Here is a 16,541-nt window from a genome sequence, read left to right on the forward strand (position 1 = left end):
TGAAAAGGGAGGTTATTTTGTTACACGTGAAACTTTATGAACCATCATATGAGTCATCTACGATTGGTCCTTTGCTAGAGTCATTGCCCAACGGCTCTAGAATTTTTGCTTTGTTTACAAATGGAATATTGATGTGCTCACGAGCAGTAGCTGCAATATCAGAAATAATTTCATTTGCAACAAGGCGAACTTCGGGATCTAAAGAAAGATAGGCATGGCTAAATTGAATTGCACCACGAAGCTTGTTAGCAGTTAGTTGGTTGAATTCAGTGATCTTTTCATTTTCAAGGGCACTGAATAAGGCGAGCCAGAGAGATTCGCGCTTTTCTCGAGGAATTTGCGTATTCCAAGAGATAAAGGAATGACGAATGATCCGACTGGAGTTAGTTAAGCCAGGTGCTAAAACAAACCCATTTCGTGCAACACGCCACCTGCGCGGGTCGTGCTGTTTTAACATTTTTGCATTACTGCGGACGACTAGCGTTCTTTCTGGGTGATCGAGCATCATACCGAAAATTGATTCCTCGGGTACATAAGTGATTAGTTTTGGTAAAACTCTTTGAAAAGAAGGGCTTGAGTAAGTTGACCGCATAAAGCCTGGTCCATCAAAGCTAAATGCCTTGATAATGCGATCTTGATCAGCAATTGGCAAAGCAGAAGCAGCGTAAGCCGCCAAATTACCTCCTTTGGAGTGACCAACGGTATAAATGAAATCATGGGGATACTTTTTTGCTACGCTTTTTAAATAATCGGCTGCAATTGACTGACCGACAATTTGGGGCTGATAGGACATATCGACATCTTCATTTAAACCGATCATCGAACCATCAGTTCCACGAAAAGCAACAATAATCGTATTTTTATTCAGTCGAGTTGTAGCAGCAGTAAATTGAACTGCCGGCTTTTTTTGCATGTAGTCGGTCCAATCAAGAATTTCCATTTTGCGATAGCGATCACTTAATGGCATTAATTCAAGTTCAGTTGTGTCCATTTTGTTAAGTTGGTAAGGTTTAGTTCGCTTGAATAAAAGTCTTTTTGAGGCTTCACCAATCTTGTGACCGCCTACTGATGAATCATAAGGTAAGTAGATCAAGTGAGCAAATAAAGCAGCGTCGACGCTATTGAAAGGTTCGACTTCGAAACTGAGGTCGCCACGCCAACGAATGTAGTCTAATAATTTAGGCATCAAATACTCCTTTCTTTAAAGTATTTACTCCTATTTTAATATTGTTAATCTAAACTAGATTATTATATCTTAATAATGGAACTTTCTTAAAGTAATAGTCAAAAATTCTGATCAAATAGTATTAATGTATAGAATTGAGTGAGAAATAATTTCCCAGGAAATATAATTTTGCATATTTTCTTAACTTGAACAAAAATAAAAGTAGCTAACTAAAAGGAAATACTATTATGAAAAAATTAATTACTGGAATTCTTGCACACGTTGATGCAGGAAAGACCACTTTAACTGAAGGACTTCTTTATACCGCTGGCAGCTTACGTAAGCTGGGAAGAGTCGATAATGGGGACGCGTTTTTAGATTCTGATGCGTTGGAGAAAAAGCGCGGCATCACGATTTTTTCTCACCAAGCCCAGCTTCAAACAGATAATCTTCACTTAACGATCTTAGATACTCCCGGCCACATTGACTTTGCGAGCCAAACACAGCAAGTATTGACTGCACTGGATTATGCAATTTTGGTTGTTTCAGCTGCAGATGGGATTACCAGCTATACGAAAACTCTGTGGCGCTTACTTAAAAATCATAATGTTCCAACTTTTATTTTTGTGAATAAAATGGATACTCAAGGCGCTGACAAAGATAAAATTCTAAAAGAAATTCAGAAGTCGCTCAGTCAAAATGCAGTCGATTTTACAAACAAAGATGATGACTTTTATGAAAATGTCGCAACAAGCGATGAAGAAGTTTTAGAAAAATATCTTGAGCAAGGTGACATCGATGACGAAGAAATTCAAAAAATGATAGCTGACCGCAAAGTCTTTCCAGTCTATTTTGGCTCGGCCTTAAAGCTAGAAAATATCGAATTGTTTTTAAAAGGACTAGAAAAATGGACCATCCAGCCTAGCTATGGTTCAGAATTTGGAGCTCGCGTTTTTAAGATCTCTCATGATGAGAAGGGACAACGGCTAACGCGGCTCAAAATTATAGGTGGTGAATTAAAAGCTAAAAGCGAAGTATTACCTGGTCAAAAAGTTGATCAGCTGCGAAATTATAATGGTGAAAAATTTGAAATCAAATCTGTAGCTACTGCCGGTGTCGTTATCGCGGCTACTGGCTTAAGCTCCACCTATCCTGGCCAAGGATTAGGTAATCAAAAAGATATAATTGAAAATTCGCTACGACCGGTTTTAACTTATAAACTTAATCCATTAAATAATGATATCCATGTCTGCTTAGAAAAATTACGAATTCTAGAAGATGAGGATCCTAGCTTGCATGTCACGTGGTCGGAGCACCTGCAAGAAATACATGTCCAAATTATGGGTCAAGTTCAGCTAGAAATACTAGAACAAATTATGCAAGAGCGCTTCAATTTAAAAGTTGCATTTGAAGAAGGCAGTATATTATATGCCGAAACTATCACAGATAAAATTGAAGCAGTTGGTCATTTTGAGCCGCTGCGTCATTATGCAGAAGTCCATTTGTTGCTTGAGCCAGCACCAGCTGGTAGCGGGATTCAATTTAAAAATAAGTGCAGTTTAGAAGTTTTGACTAAAAATTGGCAACATCAAATTATGACTGCACTTGAAAGCAAGGAGCATCGCGGCGTCCTCACAGCGTCCCCAATAACTGACATGAAGATCACGCTCATTGGCGGCAAAGGTAGCAACGTCCATACTGTTGGTGGAGATTTTAGGCAGGCTGCTTGGCGAGCAGTTCGCCAGGGATTAATGGAATTAAATCTGCGTTCTCAAACAAAGCTGCTTGAGCCATGGTATGACTTTCGTTTAGAAGTTGGCCAAGATCAAGTGGGCCGTGCGATGAATGATATCCAAAAAATGGGTGGACATTTTGATGCGCCACAAGAAGAGGGCGAGTACGTAATTTTAACAGGAAGTGCACCAGTTGCCCAAATGAGAGATTACGCCAAAGAAGTGCGCGCTTATACTCATGGTCAGGGAAATCTTGAATGCATCGTCAAAGGCTATTTTGATTGTCACAATGCGCAAGAAGTCATTGCCCAAAAAAACTATGATCCAGAATCTGATTTGGAAAATACACCTAACTCTGTTTTTTGCTCGCATGGGGCTGGTCATACTGTTGTTTGGCAAGATGTGCCCCAAGCTGCTCAATTTCCATACCAATATCCAATTTAAATATTTCCTGGGAAATAAAAATGCCTCTGAAAATTTTCAAAGGCGTTTTTTATCTAATTCATTCCGCCGCGGCTATAATTTACACGGTGGACATCACTGTTTTTTTCAAGGGCGAGGATGATGTCATTTTCGTCCTTACGGTTCCTAATAATGCCATCGACGTTAACAATAATTCGATCACTTGTCACATCGATGATTTTCATTGAGATTTGTTCCACTTCATTTTTAGAAAGAAAATCTTTTAATTCATCTAAAATTCCGGGATGGTTGTTTGCATCAACTTGAACTGTAAAGCGAACGTGCAAAATGATGAAATTAATGAAGGAATCGTCGTGAAATAGAATTTGGATGAAGAACAAAAATACGGTACTGATAATACCAATCAAATACATTCCAGCACCAACAGCCATACCGATGGCGGCGGTTGCCCAGACGCCAGCTGCTGTAGTTAAACCAGAGATTTGTTCTTTTCTAACTAAAATGGTTCCGGCGCCGATGAAGGAAATACCGGTAACGATCTGAGCGGCAATTCTTGATGGGTCCAGCGCGATGTCGTGCATGCTGAGCAAGTCGAAGAAGCCGTATTTTGAAACGATCATGAATAATGCAGATGCTACTGCGACAACCATGTGAGTTCTGATTCCGGCACTCTTGCGCTGAGTTGCTCGCTCATAACCAATTGCGCTGCCACATAATGCAGCAACTAAAATCCGCAGCAGCCAATCAATTTGAGTGGGTACGCCGACTAATGATGACAATGACATATGAAGATCTCCTATATATAATACTGCTTCATATTTTAGTCCTTTTTGGTGAAAAAATCTGTGGGTGAGAAAAATTCAATAAACACAAAAAGGTTCAGATCCGTATTAATCTGAGCCTTTAAAATATGTTTGATTTTTATTTATAGCGATAATTTAGTATTAATTGAACCACTATTACTTTGATCTATATCAATCATGAAATAGTTCTTGTCTCCACGATATGTAGCGATAGAATATTCAAGCTTGTCACCTGAGGCTGTATAACCCAAAGTATGGAAAAGAAATACGGCTGAAGCGGGTTCAATGTTTAGAAAGGTACTAGCAGTTTTATCGGCATTTTTAACTTCTAATTTTCTTATGACATGAGTTATACCCAATTTTCTTGAATCTAATTCATCATAAAGAGATCTTTGAGTAAAGTCTACTTTTTTTAAGTTAGGAAGAGGAGAAGCTGGTAAATATGTAGTAACCAAAACAAGCGGATCATCATCAGCAAAACGTAGTCTGATCAACTTGTAAACTTTTTCTTCCTCGTCTAAATCAAAAGCTTGTCGAACTTCTAGCGGGGGAGTAACAAGGTCGAAAAATAAGACTTTTGTTTTAGCTTGGAGACCGTTTTGTTCCATTTCTTCATTGTAACTTTTTATTACATGGGTAAACTCTTGCTCAATTTTATTTCTTTTTACAATCGTGCCACGCCGTTTTCTTTGTTCAAGGAAACCATCTTTTACTAAATTTTGAATTGCATGATTAACGGTGGGGCGACTAACACTATACTTTTTAGCTAATTCAAGTTCTTTGGGAATGATTGATCCAACTGGATAGGTTCCATCTGAAATTTTCTTAAGCAATGTTTGTTGTATTTCTTCGTATTTCGCCATATAAGTCCACCTAACAATCTTTCAAATTTTGCAAAATCAGTTTAATTGAATTTAGAGTAAAGGTCAATTATATAGTTAAAGAGCACTAGCGATTGATTTCGATAGAGTCAACATTATCATCTTTCATTCTTTGCTTTAAGGCATTAATGATTGGTATTCCTGCACTACATCCAATTCTATCGGCACCTGCACGAATTAAGGCTAAAAATGTATCACTGCTTCTAATTCCACCAGCAGCCTTAACTTTCACGTCGTCTCCTACGACCTCTTTCATTAATTTAACATCTTCAACTGTTGCTCCACCAGTTCCGAAGCCTGTTGATGTTTTGATGAAATCAGGTTTTACTTCTTTAGCGATTTCTGCTAATTTCTTAATTTCATCTTTAGTTAGATAACAATTTTCAAAGATGACTTTGCAAGGAATGTTGTGCTTATGACAAACCTCTACAAGAGTTTCCATTTCTTTCTTAATGTAGTCGTAGTCTTTGTCCTTTAACTTGGTGATGTTAATGACATAGTCAATTTCATTTGCACCATTTTTAATTGCATCTTCGGTATCAAACTTCTTGGATTCAATAGTCTGTTGTCCTAATGGGAAGGCAATTGCAGCTCCGGTATCAATATCAGTTCCCTTAAGTTGCTCAGAACAAAACTTAGATTGACATTGGTTTATTGCAACCATTTTGAAGTGATATTCTTTAGCTTCATCACAAAGCTTTTTCATATCTTCTTCCGTAGCATCAGCATGTAAGTTGGTGTGATCAATTAAGCGAGCAAAATCATCTATAGTATATTTCATTTTTTAAATTCCTTTCTTCGAATTATGTATTTACATATTTCTTTTGACACAATTATCATAAAACCTCTTAATTGCTTTTGTCAATTATAAATTTTAATGCTTCATCGCTTTTTATTTCGCATATTATAGTAAAAAATAAGTATTTAATAAAACGCTCTCAAAATCCATTGACTTTTTATAAAATTCGGAATTATAATGTGGTTGTCAGATATGTAATTACATAATATCAAAAGGAGGGTAAGTATGGTTAATGTTATTGTTACAACTCACAAAGGATTGGCGTCGGGCCTTAAGGCAGCATGTGAAATGATTGCTGGGAAAAATGATAATGTAAAAACTTTAGAACTTGATGAAACTGGAATTGATAACTACAAAAATAAATTAATATCGTTGCTGGATTCAGTTTCTGGCTCAGATAATTTGATTCTATGTGACTTAAAAGGTGGAACCCCTTTTAATGAATCATTTAAATACTTTCTAGCTCATCCAGATGATTTAAGAGTAGTAAGTGGTGTGAACTTACCGATGCTATTGGAAATTAGTACAAATCTTATGAGTAAAAATCTTGATGAACTTGCAAATATCGCAATAAAAGCTGGACAAACAGGAATTACTGAAGCTGTAGATGATACAGCTGATGACGATGAGGATATGGATTTTTAGGAGGAATAAAAATGACACTTACATTAGTTAGAGTTGATGACAGAGTCATTCATGGACAAACAATGACTAGATGGACAAAGAAATTTCCTGTAGATGGTATTTTGGTATTTGGCGATGATATCGCCCATGACCAGCTACGTCGTAAGGTTTTAAAGGCTGCAGCTAACGAACTTAAAGTTGGAATTTATACTGTAGAACAAGCTCCTGATAAAGTGAAAAAAGGAATAGAGTCAAAGAAAAATTTCTTCCTTATCAGTAACTCACCTCAGAACTTTTCTAAATTAGTTGATATGGGAGTTGATTTTGGAAAAACTTTAAATATCGGCCCCATGAATATGAGAGATGGTACCAAGATGGTAGGTAAGACTTGTTATATTGACCAAAAAGATTATGAAGCTTTTGAAAATATCTATAATCATGGAATTGATATTCAATTACAAATTTTGCCGGAAGACGATATTAAGCATTGGCCTGAAATGAAAGCAAAGTATGATGCACAGTAGATATTAGAGTAATTGAAGAGAGGCTTCTATTATGGACACGAGCTTATTTTGGCCAGCGTTGCTGACAGGGATCTTTTGTTATTTGGGCGCTATTGAAACACCTTGGTTATTTGGGATGACTGGTGGTTTTTACATTGTGGGTAGACCATTAGTTGCTGGATTATTAGTTGGCTTAGCTTTTGGGGATGTAAAGGCAGGAATTCTGTGTGGGGGTCGCTGTTCAAGGAGTCTTCATTGCAAACTTATCTACTGGTGGAACAACTAATAGTGAAATTACTTATGCTGCTTATGGTGGTATTGGCTTGGCAATGGCTACTACTAAAAATCCAGCGGTAGCGGTTACGCTAGCTATTTTAATTGGTCAAACATTTGGTCTGATTTTCTATAATGCCCGTATGGCTCTTTATTCATATTGGAACACTAAAGCTACGGATGCTGCCAGAAGAGTGGACTATAAAGGGATTGTTTGGAATCACTTGTTTGGTCCTCAGATTACTACATTTTTATTTAGAGCTTTGCCTACATTTTTAGTTATTTTCCTAGGAAAGGGACTAATCAACACCTTGCTTAATAATATTCCGGCAATGGCTACCCATATTATTCAAGTACTTGGTGGTGTATTACCTGCTTTAGGTATTGCTTTATTGATGGCAATTGTTATCAAGAATAAGGCTCAATTGATATTCTTCTTAGCCGGATTTGTATTATTAGCATTTAGTAAGATGAGCATGATTGAAATTGTATTTATTGCTATCTTAGTTGCTTATATTTACTTTATTGCAACTAAAAATGGTAGCAACTCTAGTAAGGGTGAATCAGCTAATGCTAATTCATCAGATAACGCAACAGTAAATACTGACGATGAATATGAAGACGACGATTTGTTCTAAGGAGTAGAAAAATGACTGAAGAGAAGCAGGAAGAAAAAAAGGATCACATTTTAAGTAAAGGTGATCTGAATAAAATTTGGTTGGGATATGGTTTTACACAACTTAGTTCAATGAGTTATGAAAAGATTCAAGGGCAATCTTATGCATTTGAATATATACCATTTTGTAAGAAGTTTTATAAGAAAGATAGGGATGCGGCCAAAAGGCTTCTGGTCAGACACTCGATGTTCTTCAATACTGAACCTCAAACTGGACAAATTATAAATGGTATTGTTGCATCCTTAGAAGAGCAAATTGCAATGCATAAAGGCGTTTCAGAAGAAATGCCAACTAACATTAAAACCACTTTGATGGGACCGATTGCAGGCATTGGTGACTCAATTATTCAGGGTATTATTGTTCCAATTCTATTATCAATTGGTATGAGTTTGGCAAAAGGTGGAAATATCCTTGGACCATTATTCTATATAGTAGCTTATGCCGCAGTGGGAACTTCGATTTCTTATATTGCATTTCACAGTGGTTACAAGTTAGGTGTTAATGCGGTTGATAAATTAGTTGGAGATAACTCTAAACGTATAACTGATGCATTTAATATCTTAGGAGTCATGGTCATTGGAGCTCTAGCAGCTAATACAATTGCACTAAAGACGATAGCTCGTATTCCTTTAGGTGGGAAGAGTCAATCATTGCAAACCGTTTTAAATGGTGTCTTCCCTGGAATTTTCCCATTAGCAATTGTGCTATTTTCATGGTGGCTGGTATCCAAGAAACAATTAAGTCCAACTAAAGTAATTCTTATCTTAACTGCAATTGTAATTGTGGGATGCTTAATTCATCTTTTCTAAAAATTCATAGTATTAAAGATCATTCATATTTTGATTTTGAGATTTGAATGATCTTTTTGTATAAAGGAGTTAAACAAAAATTCAATAAATACTTGCTAAAAGGGCGACTCTATGGTTAAATTAATAATTGCGTTGAGCAATTGCTGACTTAGCTCAGTTGGCAGAGCACGTCATTAGTAATGATGAGGTCGAAGGTTCGAATCCTTTAGTCAGCATTAGTTAGATTCATTTAATGTGATTAACCTTTATTTATCAACGTTTTACGAAGATAAGTAAAGGTTAATTTTTTTGTGTAAAAGTAATTTTGGCACAAGATTTGGAACACAAATTAAAGTGTGTTCCACAAAGTAATTTTTTAAGTGGAATAAGAGTTGATATGGTGGGCTTTGAGTTCACCTTTTTGTGTTCTGTAAAAGTTATGCATAATATGAACGAGGGCATTGTTAATTAGTATTTAATTATTTTTGTAGAACATAAATTAAATTTTCTATCTATTGATATATTAGAAAAAATTCTTTAAATGTTGGATCAAGCTGTCGAAGTGTAGATAAGATATTAGGTTGAAAATTATGCTATAAATAAAATACATATATTACTGTTTAAAATAAAATGAAATAAAATTTAAAATAACTATTTACTTTCATAGTCATTAGTTGTATTATAATTAAAAATATTAAAAAATAATAGAAAGGGCGGGTGATAATTATGACTTTAGACGGCGATAGAGTAGGCTGGCGTAAAGGCTGCGGCTTACGTTAAAGTTAGAAAATCGGTTAGGTCCTATTTTATAGGATTTAACCGATTTTTAATTTTAATCATATTTATAAGTAAAAGCGAGGAGGAGCAATATGAGAAAGTTGAGAATAAAAAGGACATTACAGCCTTTAGTTGATGGCGATAAGATATTATTCGGTATAGGAAACGTGGGGCTTAGAAGAACTATCCCTAATAATCCTGAAAATATTGAATTGTTGAAATTCTTAAATGATGAAATACCTAGAGATCAAGTAAGACTTTCTGATGATCAGATAAAGAATAAAATTGATCAATTAAAGGATTTGGGAGTTCTGACTACTAATACATATTCTGATGCTCCTAGGTATTCAAGAAATGAAACATTTTTTGAATGGATGGATATGTCTTCAAATATTAATCCATATAAATATCAAGAAAAGTTGTTTAAATCTAAGGTTGTAGTTTTGGGAATTGGTGGAATAGGTTGTGCTGTTGCTGAACACTTAATAAGAGCAGGTATAAATAAAATTAAATTGGTTGATTTTGATACAGTAGAGGAATCTAACTTAACTCGACAAACTACGTATTTTGAAGACGACATTGGGAAATCTAAATTAGATGCTTGCAAAAGATATCTCTTAAAAATTAATTCTGAAATCCACGTAGAGACAATTAAACAAAAAGTTTCTAAATATGAAGATTTAGAAAAAATAATTAATACAAAAGATTCATTAATTGTAAATTCTATGGATAAACCTGCAGAATTAGATAACTGGGTTGATACCGTGTCAAATAAGTATAATATCCCAGTCGTTTTTGGAAGCTATGCAGCTACTGCTACAAATGTTTATCCTAAGACTCCAAATGTTTCGCTGAATTATAGTGATTTTTTAGGAAAGGAGCAAATTACTGAAGATTGTATTATAGATAATACTTTCCCAATGGGGACCCTATCTTCAGTGACTGCAGTAGCTGCGGGCTTTGTTAGCTATACAGCGATTATGATGTTGACAGGATTACGAATACCTAAAGAAGGTATTCAAATGGATTTTGACGGCTGGTCCATATATAAATTTCCAAATCAGAGGTGAGATAAATGTTAAAAAAATGGATAAAAACGAACCCAGGTAGAATATTAGCACTTATATTATTTTCTGTAGTATTGCAAATTTTTTCAACAACTAGTTATTATTTAGTAAATCCAATGCTCAATGCAATCATGGATGGAGAATTTCAATTATTTATTATTATAATTATTAGTAAATTTGTTGTTGATCAGATTGCTAATGGAAGTTTAAGTTATGGTACTTATTTGTACGAAGTACAAACGCAGGATTTTTACCATAGCTTAAGACAGCAAAACTTAAAGTTTTATGTTAAAAATCCATCAAATCTTAGTGATATGGAAAATGATTTAACTAGTAATTTAGATTTGCTTGATGAGAACTATTTTATGCAAGTATTTATTGCATTTAATAATTTTCTATATGTAGTATGTGTTTCTCTTGCCCTATTAAGTTATAACTGGATCCTGGTATTTTATTCATTTTCTGTAGCAATTATTTCATTGATAGTACCAAAATTCTTTGAAAAATTTTCAACTAAAGCAACAAATCAAATTGCAAAATCTAATAGTAAGTATTTAGAAAATCTGTATCAATGGATAGTAGCATTAGATGAAGTTCGCCGATACAGAATAGGAAATCAGTTAGTTAGGAACACTAGTGACGTAGGACAAAAGCTTGAAGAAAGTGAAATTAATCAGCAAAAGGTTATTACATTTTCTACGTTTTGCCAAAATTTAATTGAATTATTTGGAATTTTTGGTATTCCAGTGATTGCAGGTATATTATATTTTCAGAATAAAGTTCAATTTGGAACAATAGTTGCAGCTGGTTATTTAGCAAATGGAATATTTAGTTCTTTAGGTGAAGCGATATCTGCATTAACTATTGCTCGTTCTACTCATGAGATTAGACAAGAATTAAATAAATATTTTAAAACTAAGTCAGCGTTGCCTATCAATAAGTTAAAAACTATAAAAATTAAAAACGGAAAAGTAAAATTTAGCAATAATGATGTATTATCTTATAATTTTGAATTAAATTATGGAGATCATGTTTTGGTTACGGGTCCTAGTGGTAGTGGAAAATCCACGTTACTAAAAATAATTACAGGACAGCAAAAATTATCTTCTGGTACTATTAAATATTTTGATTTTGAGGATAAGCCTAAAAAATTCAATTTAAGTCAATTGGGGTATTTACCTCAAGAAAACATATTATTTCCAGGATCAATTTTAGAAAATATTACTATGTTTAATGATAAATTGGATGCAGAAGCAAAAAAAATAGTTAATGATGTCCAATTGACTAAAGATTTAAGTAAGTTCGATAAGGGAATATATACTAAAATTGATCCAAACAATATAACTTTGTCCGGCGGGCAAAAACAAAAGATATTTTTAGCTAGAGCTCTGGTACATCCCACTACATTTTTATTATTAGATGAGGCATTAAGTGCGATTGATCCAAAAACTTCTACTTTAATTATAAAAAGATTACTAAAGGAAAAAACTGTATTACTTGTAGCTCATAACTTATCACCAAGTCAAAAGAAACTGTTTACAAAAGAGATTCATTTATACGAGGAGGATTAATATGACAATTAGAACATTATTCAAAATTAATCCACTAAGGTTTATAGTTTCATTAATGCTTGAGGGAATATCTGCTATGTTGGTAGTACTTGAGACATATTTTCTAACTATTCAGTTTGACAAAATAAAAATTCATGATTATCATGGCTTTTTCCTATTTGCTTTTTTACAAATTATTAGTTTTATCTTAAGTAGTGGATTTAAGCAGCTAGGAAATTATCTGTGGACTGTTCAAGTACAGAATGGATTTCATCAAATTAGAAAAAATTTTCTAGATAGTTTAGTAAAAAATAAGCAAAGATATCATCCTGATGATGTTCAGAATCAATTAGTTAAGAACTTAAAAATTGTAAAAGAGGGATATACAGATTCAATAAAAGATGCAGTATACCAAAGTGTTCTATTACTATTTATTACTACTACTTTGTTACAATTACAGTGGGAAATATTTATAATAGCTTTAATTTGGTCTTCTATTCAATTGTATCTACCAAAGTTGTTTGAAAAGAAATTAGATATTGCTTATAGTAATTTATCAGAGCAAAATAAAAAGTATCTAAATATATTGAATAATTGGCTAATTGGCTTGAATGAAATTAGAAGATATACAGCTACAGCGTATTTATTTAAAATTCTGGGACACGCTGGTAAGAACGTTGAAAAGTCTGTTATTAGTAAAAGTAAAGTTGATCAGCAAATAGAATATTTAAATAGTTTAATATACAATTTAGGGGACAGTATATTATTTATCATTACTGCCATAATAATTATTTTTTATGATGGCAATTTTGGATTGATTGCAAGTATCACTAGCTTTAATTTTTATTTATTCGGTTCATTGATGAATATTTCAACGTACCATGTAAAGATTAAAGGAACTAAACAAATCAGAAATGAATTAATTGTTGATAAAGTAGAAGTATCCACACATGCAGATACAGGTGGTAGTCCTAGCGGTTTTAAAATAGAAAATTTAAAAATTAAATTTTCAAATGGTCAAAATATATCTTATCCTAATTTTGTAGTTAAGTCGGGAGAGAAAATACTTTTAACTGGTAAAAGTGGTAGAGGTAAATCTACACTATTTAAATTATTATTAGGAGATATGTTACCTAATAATGGTAAAATTACATATTTTGATAATGAGAATAAAGAAGTTTTACCAAATTATAGTCAAATTGGTTATTTATCACAAAGCCCAATTTTAGTTCCAGGAACAATATTAGAAAATATAACTATGTTTAAATCTAGTTTAATACCACGTGTTTCTAAAATAGAGCAGAAGGTACAATTAGTAGGTGAATTTAGTAAAGGTCTGGATACTAATCTGGATCTGGTTAATGAAAATTATTCTGGTGGTCAAAAACAAAAAATTGTTTTGGCACGTAGTTTAGTTCATGATAGTAATTTGTTACTAATTGATGAAGGAACAAGTGCTATTGATCAGAAATCTACACTAGAAATTATTAAGAATTTAGTGAGAACTAAAAGAACAATTGTTTTTATCGCGCATAGCTTAACTCCTGAAATGAGAGAATTATTTGATCGAGAAATTAATCTAGATAAAGAAGAATAAAATTTGAATAGTCGCTATAATACTGATTTTCAAAGAGTATAAATATTTGAATTTCAATTCATACATTATGATATACATTTAAGAAATGTATTTTACTATGTTGAAAAGATACGGGATTGAAAAACCAAATATATGACTGAAATGTCTGGAGAAAAATTAAGAAGTAGAAAAATCCCGCTAAATCTTGGTATTGATAAACCTTGATTTAATGGGACTTTTATTTTTAGTCAAAGTTGAAATTTAACTAGAAATAGAGTCTTTTCATAGATACTTTCAGTTCTTTTAATAACTGATATTTACCATTAAATTTTTGATCTTTTATAGTTTGAAAAAACTATCTCCAGTGATTACTAATAATAAATACAACAAGGCGGACTTTTGTAAAGAAGTAGGATCAACTTTTCCTTTCTTTTCAATATTCTTTTGTAAGAAGAGCAGTAATTGATTTGGATTTACTAGGGCTACTAGTCTTGGTAAATCCATTATTTGTTTATACAATTTCAAATTTAATTTTTTGTTTTTTGTTAAACCAAGATTTTTGCCAAATAAATAGCCAGATACTTTCAGATAAGCGATACAGCCCATGAGATCAAGCCTTGTGACTTTAGAACTATAAGGATTGTGCTTTATTCGATCAAAATTGCCATTAAATGCCTTTAGTTTAAAATCATGCAAATCATCAGCCATAATCTCTTGATGGTACTTATTTAAAGCATCAACCAAGATTTGCATTGCATCTTCAGAATCTAAAATTAGATTAAAGAAGTTTTTGTTAGGTTCTTTCAAAAGACTAGCAAGTGCATCACGAATAATTGGATCGGTAGGGATTGCTTTGCCTTTTTTCCACGCGTCTACATTAGCGTCCTCGAGCTTATCTTGTACAGAGTCGGCTAATGTGACTGTGAAGTTATCATTAATAGTTTTAGTGATTTCATCAATTAACCTTGTATCAAGATCTAATTCTGAAATTTTTTGTTCTAACCTTTTTGCTAATAAATTTTGCTTGACCATTTGTCAATTGCCAAGCAAACCGGTTTGCTGTTATCCTTTCTTTCTCTATATCATTCGAATGATTAATAATAATTTACCTTAAGATAGAGCTAACTCATTTTTTACTTTTAAGAGCTCAAAATGAAATTGCCCTCGTCGACAATTCGTATAATATCAAGGGTTTGGAGACCTGTCAGAGTTTCTCCAAACTCGAAAAAATACGGATTATTTTTTGATCGATCAATTAATTTGCAGTATAGAAGATTTCTTCTAGCTAAAGTATTATGCAAAAAGAAGTTAAAAAATTAGAAAACCGCCACCCAAATTGGGCGACGGTTTTTTAAGAGTAATTTATTCAAATCCCCTAAACTGAGAATTGTTAAGAAATAAAACTTAACAAAATTCAAATTTAAGGAGATATGCAACATGGCATTCAAAATTGAAATGACAGTTAACCAAGCACTAGAAGGATGTTCTGCGGTAGTAATTGGTGTGATTACTCGCAAAGCAAATCCTAGTTACCATAACGAAGAGGATGTTAACGAGTATCCTAAGAACGTGAGATTGGCTATTACCAATGATCCATCAGGCGTTAACAACGGTCAGATTATTTCTGTCAAAGTGAAAAACGCAGACAACATTCAAGTTGGACAAGAATTCACTTTTAACTCAAAAAGTGGAGCTAGAGTTCCAAATGGAGAAATTCATTTCTGGACTCGTAACGGCTTTGTCCAAGTGGCAATGAAAGGCGATGGAATCTTTGAAGGGGACTAGAACACCCTTGTGTGACTACATAACACAAGTAGTTGATGCTAGATTAGCTGTTGAAACTAATGATCAAAGCAGTATTAGTCACTCTTATGTATTCCTTGAAGAGCAGCTTGGAAAAGGGCTGCTTTTTATATTAAGGTATCCCAGCGGAATGAAGCTAGATGCGAAGACGTATTTTGATTTGTACGATATCATCGCACCTGCAATTTCAAAAGAAAAAACAATGATCCGACCTTTAACTTTTCAATTAGTTCCTATTGATGATATGCCAATAGAGACTTCAGTCGGATTCTTCTTCCCTTGGAGAAACGGTCGAGCAAGTCGTTTGGTTGGATCAATTGGAGAAATACTAAGTGACTATGATTTAAATCAAGAAATTCCTATCATGAAGGGAATGGCAGCTAAAACAAACGTGCGTAGTTATCTCATAACAGGGAACACAGGTTCGGGTAAAACTGAGACCTTTAAATATTTTGAGCAAGTCTTTTCTAAGACAACTAATAGAAGTGGCACCAAACCAGCTAAGATAATTATTTTCGATAGTAAGAAGGGTGCTGGCAGTCGTTGGGCTAAACGAAATAACCCAGAAATTGAATTAATCGTTCCCAAAGAGGGAGATCGGCCGGAAGACTATATACCCCGATGTAATCGAAAACTAGAACAAATAGTTTCGGAAATGAACCATAGACAAGACGAGCTTTATAACTTCTCAAATAGGATCACAACAGATGCCAATGAATTAGATGTCCCACCCATTTGGGTAATGTTTGAAGAGTTTGAAGGGGTTACGTTAGGAATGTCTCCAAGATCTGCACAAATTCAAGATTTGTATCGGCTTTTAACCTTGATCGCCCTTCTTGGACGTGAAAGTTTAGTAGGATTGTGCATTACTTCACAAATAGCCCGTCATGACATAATCCCAATACAAATTAGAAGCCAGATGCTAGTAAAAATTTTGCTAGGTGTAATTGATTCCACTTCCACAGCTTATTTATTTGGCGATTTAAGTGATAATATTCCTCTTCCTATTGGAGGAAAAGGTAGCGGAATTATTTCAATAAATGATGGCTACCATTATGGAATCGAACCAGTTGAGATGCCCACAATTTATGAAAGGTGA

At 33.8% G+C, this 16,541-nt stretch carries 14 protein-coding genes, 1 tRNA gene and 1 pseudogene; 11 read left to right on the forward strand and 5 right to left on the reverse strand.

Going from position 1 to position 16,541, the window contains the following annotated elements; all coding sequences use genetic code 11:
• Window positions 1-34 precede the first annotated feature (34 nt).
• Window positions 35-1,186, reverse strand: coding sequence for an Mbeg1-like protein (locus tag Q0Y70_RS00235; protein WP_297815063.1), 1,152 nt, complete (start codon window positions 1,184-1,186; stop codon window positions 35-37).
• Window positions 1,187-1,413: 227 nt separating this feature from the next.
• Between Q0Y70_RS00235 and Q0Y70_RS00240 the strand changes: the two genes are divergently transcribed.
• Window positions 1,414-3,342, forward strand: coding sequence for a translation factor GTPase family protein (locus Q0Y70_RS00240; RefSeq protein ID WP_297815066.1), 1,929 nt, complete (start codon window positions 1,414-1,416; stop codon window positions 3,340-3,342).
• A gap of 53 nt (window positions 3,343-3,395) precedes the next feature.
• Here the strand turns inward: Q0Y70_RS00240 and Q0Y70_RS00245 are convergent, their stop codons facing one another.
• The 3 genes from Q0Y70_RS00245 to deoC all read right to left on the reverse strand — a co-directional run bounded on the left by Q0Y70_RS00245 (window position 3,396) and on the right by deoC (window position 5,786).
• The gene (locus Q0Y70_RS00245; RefSeq protein ID WP_297815069.1) at window positions 3,396-4,106 is read right to left on the reverse strand and encodes an MgtC/SapB family protein; all 711 of its coding nucleotides are present in this window, start codon (window positions 4,104-4,106) and stop codon (window positions 3,396-3,398) included.
• A gap of 140 nt (window positions 4,107-4,246) precedes the next feature.
• On the reverse strand, window positions 4,247-4,987 hold the full coding sequence (locus Q0Y70_RS00250; protein WP_297815072.1) for a GntR family transcriptional regulator: 741 nt from the start codon (window positions 4,985-4,987) through the stop codon (window positions 4,247-4,249).
• 85 nt (window positions 4,988-5,072) lie between these two features.
• Window positions 5,073-5,786, reverse strand: a complete 714-nt coding sequence (gene deoC, locus Q0Y70_RS00255) for a deoxyribose-phosphate aldolase (RefSeq protein WP_297815075.1) — start codon at window positions 5,784-5,786, stop codon at window positions 5,073-5,075.
• A 243-nt stretch (window positions 5,787-6,029) separates the two neighbouring features.
• Here deoC and Q0Y70_RS00260 point away from each other — a divergent pair, with 243 nt between their 5' ends.
• The 8 genes and pseudogenes from Q0Y70_RS00260 (at window position 6,030) to Q0Y70_RS00295 (ending at window position 13,660) form a co-directional block, all read left to right on the forward strand.
• Window positions 6,030-6,449: a PTS sugar transporter subunit IIA gene (locus Q0Y70_RS00260; RefSeq protein WP_297815078.1), complete on the forward strand. Its 420-nt coding sequence runs from the start codon at window positions 6,030-6,032 to the stop codon at window positions 6,447-6,449.
• Between the two features lie 11 nt (window positions 6,450-6,460).
• Window positions 6,461-6,952, forward strand: a complete 492-nt coding sequence (locus Q0Y70_RS00265) for a PTS sugar transporter subunit IIB (RefSeq protein ID WP_297815081.1) — start codon at window positions 6,461-6,463, stop codon at window positions 6,950-6,952.
• Window positions 6,953-6,983: 31 nt separating this feature from the next.
• Window positions 6,984-7,842: pseudogene (locus tag Q0Y70_RS00270) on the forward strand (PTS mannose/fructose/sorbose/N-acetylgalactosamine transporter subunit IIC).
• 11 nt (window positions 7,843-7,853) lie between these two features.
• On the forward strand, window positions 7,854-8,690 hold the full coding sequence (locus tag Q0Y70_RS00275; RefSeq protein WP_297815085.1) for a PTS system mannose/fructose/sorbose family transporter subunit IID: 837 nt from the start codon (window positions 7,854-7,856) through the stop codon (window positions 8,688-8,690).
• A gap of 142 nt (window positions 8,691-8,832) precedes the next feature.
• Window positions 8,833-8,905: transfer RNA gene (locus Q0Y70_RS00280), tRNA-Thr, on the forward strand.
• Window positions 8,906-9,538: 633 nt separating this feature from the next.
• Window positions 9,539-10,516 carry a ThiF family adenylyltransferase gene (locus Q0Y70_RS00285; protein WP_297815088.1) on the forward strand — a complete coding sequence of 326 codons (978 nt, stop codon included), beginning with the start codon at window positions 9,539-9,541 and terminating at the stop codon, window positions 10,514-10,516.
• A gap of 5 nt (window positions 10,517-10,521) precedes the next feature.
• Complete coding sequence (locus Q0Y70_RS00290; protein ID WP_297815091.1) at window positions 10,522-12,084, forward strand: ABC transporter ATP-binding protein; 1,563 nt, start codon at window positions 10,522-10,524, stop codon at window positions 12,082-12,084.
• A gap of 1 nt (window position 12,085) precedes the next feature.
• Window positions 12,086-13,660 (forward strand): ABC transporter ATP-binding protein, encoded by a 1,575-nt coding sequence (locus tag Q0Y70_RS00295; RefSeq protein ID WP_297815094.1) that lies wholly within the window; start codon window positions 12,086-12,088, stop codon window positions 13,658-13,660.
• A 318-nt stretch (window positions 13,661-13,978) separates the two neighbouring features.
• On the opposite strand, the gene Q0Y70_RS00300 is transcribed toward Q0Y70_RS00295, so the two are convergent.
• A complete protein-coding gene (locus Q0Y70_RS00300) occupies window positions 13,979-14,671 on the reverse strand; it encodes a hypothetical protein (RefSeq protein WP_297815097.1) in 693 nt (230 codons plus the stop codon).
• Window positions 14,672-15,076: 405 nt separating this feature from the next.
• Here Q0Y70_RS00300 and Q0Y70_RS00305 point away from each other — a divergent pair, with 405 nt between their 5' ends.
• Together Q0Y70_RS00305 and Q0Y70_RS00310 are read left to right on the forward strand one after the other, a co-directional pair.
• Window positions 15,077-15,424 (forward strand): hypothetical protein, encoded by a 348-nt coding sequence (locus tag Q0Y70_RS00305; protein ID WP_297815100.1) that lies wholly within the window; start codon window positions 15,077-15,079, stop codon window positions 15,422-15,424.
• Window positions 15,402-16,541 (forward strand): chromosome partitioning protein ParA, encoded by a 1,140-nt coding sequence (locus Q0Y70_RS00310; protein WP_297815103.1) that lies wholly within the window; start codon window positions 15,402-15,404, stop codon window positions 16,539-16,541. Before Q0Y70_RS00305 ends, Q0Y70_RS00310 begins: the two co-directional genes overlap by 23 nt.

The sequence above is a fragment of the uncultured Lactobacillus sp. genome (assembly GCF_947367085.1).
Lineage (GTDB): Bacteria > Bacillota > Bacilli > Lactobacillales > Lactobacillaceae > Lactobacillus.

Excerpts from the sequence above, each read along its gene's own strand:
- Q0Y70_RS00235 (WP_297815063.1), bottom strand. The coding sequence starts at position 1,186 with ATGCCTAAATTATTAGACTACATTCGTTGGCGTGGCGACCTCAGTTTC.
- Q0Y70_RS00240 (WP_297815066.1), top strand. The coding sequence starts at position 1,414 with ATGAAAAAATTAATTACTGGAATTCTTGCACACGTTGATGCAGGAAAG.
- Q0Y70_RS00245 (WP_297815069.1), bottom strand. The coding sequence starts at position 4,106 with ATGTCATTGTCATCATTAGTCGGCGTACCCACTCAAATTGATTGGCTG.
- Q0Y70_RS00250 (WP_297815072.1), bottom strand. The coding sequence starts at position 4,987 with ATGGCGAAATACGAAGAAATACAACAAACATTGCTTAAGAAAATTTCA.
- deoC (WP_297815075.1), bottom strand. The coding sequence starts at position 5,786 with ATGAAATATACTATAGATGATTTTGCTCGCTTAATTGATCACACCAAC.
- Q0Y70_RS00260 (WP_297815078.1), top strand. The coding sequence starts at position 6,030 with ATGGTTAATGTTATTGTTACAACTCACAAAGGATTGGCGTCGGGCCTT.
- Q0Y70_RS00265 (WP_297815081.1), top strand. The coding sequence starts at position 6,461 with ATGACACTTACATTAGTTAGAGTTGATGACAGAGTCATTCATGGACAA.
- Q0Y70_RS00275 (WP_297815085.1), top strand. The coding sequence starts at position 7,854 with ATGACTGAAGAGAAGCAGGAAGAAAAAAAGGATCACATTTTAAGTAAA.
- Q0Y70_RS00285 (WP_297815088.1), top strand. The coding sequence starts at position 9,539 with ATGAGAAAGTTGAGAATAAAAAGGACATTACAGCCTTTAGTTGATGGC.
- Q0Y70_RS00290 (WP_297815091.1), top strand. The coding sequence starts at position 10,522 with ATGTTAAAAAAATGGATAAAAACGAACCCAGGTAGAATATTAGCACTT.
- Q0Y70_RS00295 (WP_297815094.1), top strand. The coding sequence starts at position 12,086 with ATGACAATTAGAACATTATTCAAAATTAATCCACTAAGGTTTATAGTT.
- Q0Y70_RS00300 (WP_297815097.1), bottom strand. The coding sequence starts at position 14,671 with ATGGTCAAGCAAAATTTATTAGCAAAAAGGTTAGAACAAAAAATTTCA.
- Q0Y70_RS00305 (WP_297815100.1), top strand. The coding sequence starts at position 15,077 with ATGGCATTCAAAATTGAAATGACAGTTAACCAAGCACTAGAAGGATGT.
- Q0Y70_RS00310 (WP_297815103.1), top strand. The coding sequence starts at position 15,402 with ATGGAATCTTTGAAGGGGACTAGAACACCCTTGTGTGACTACATAACA.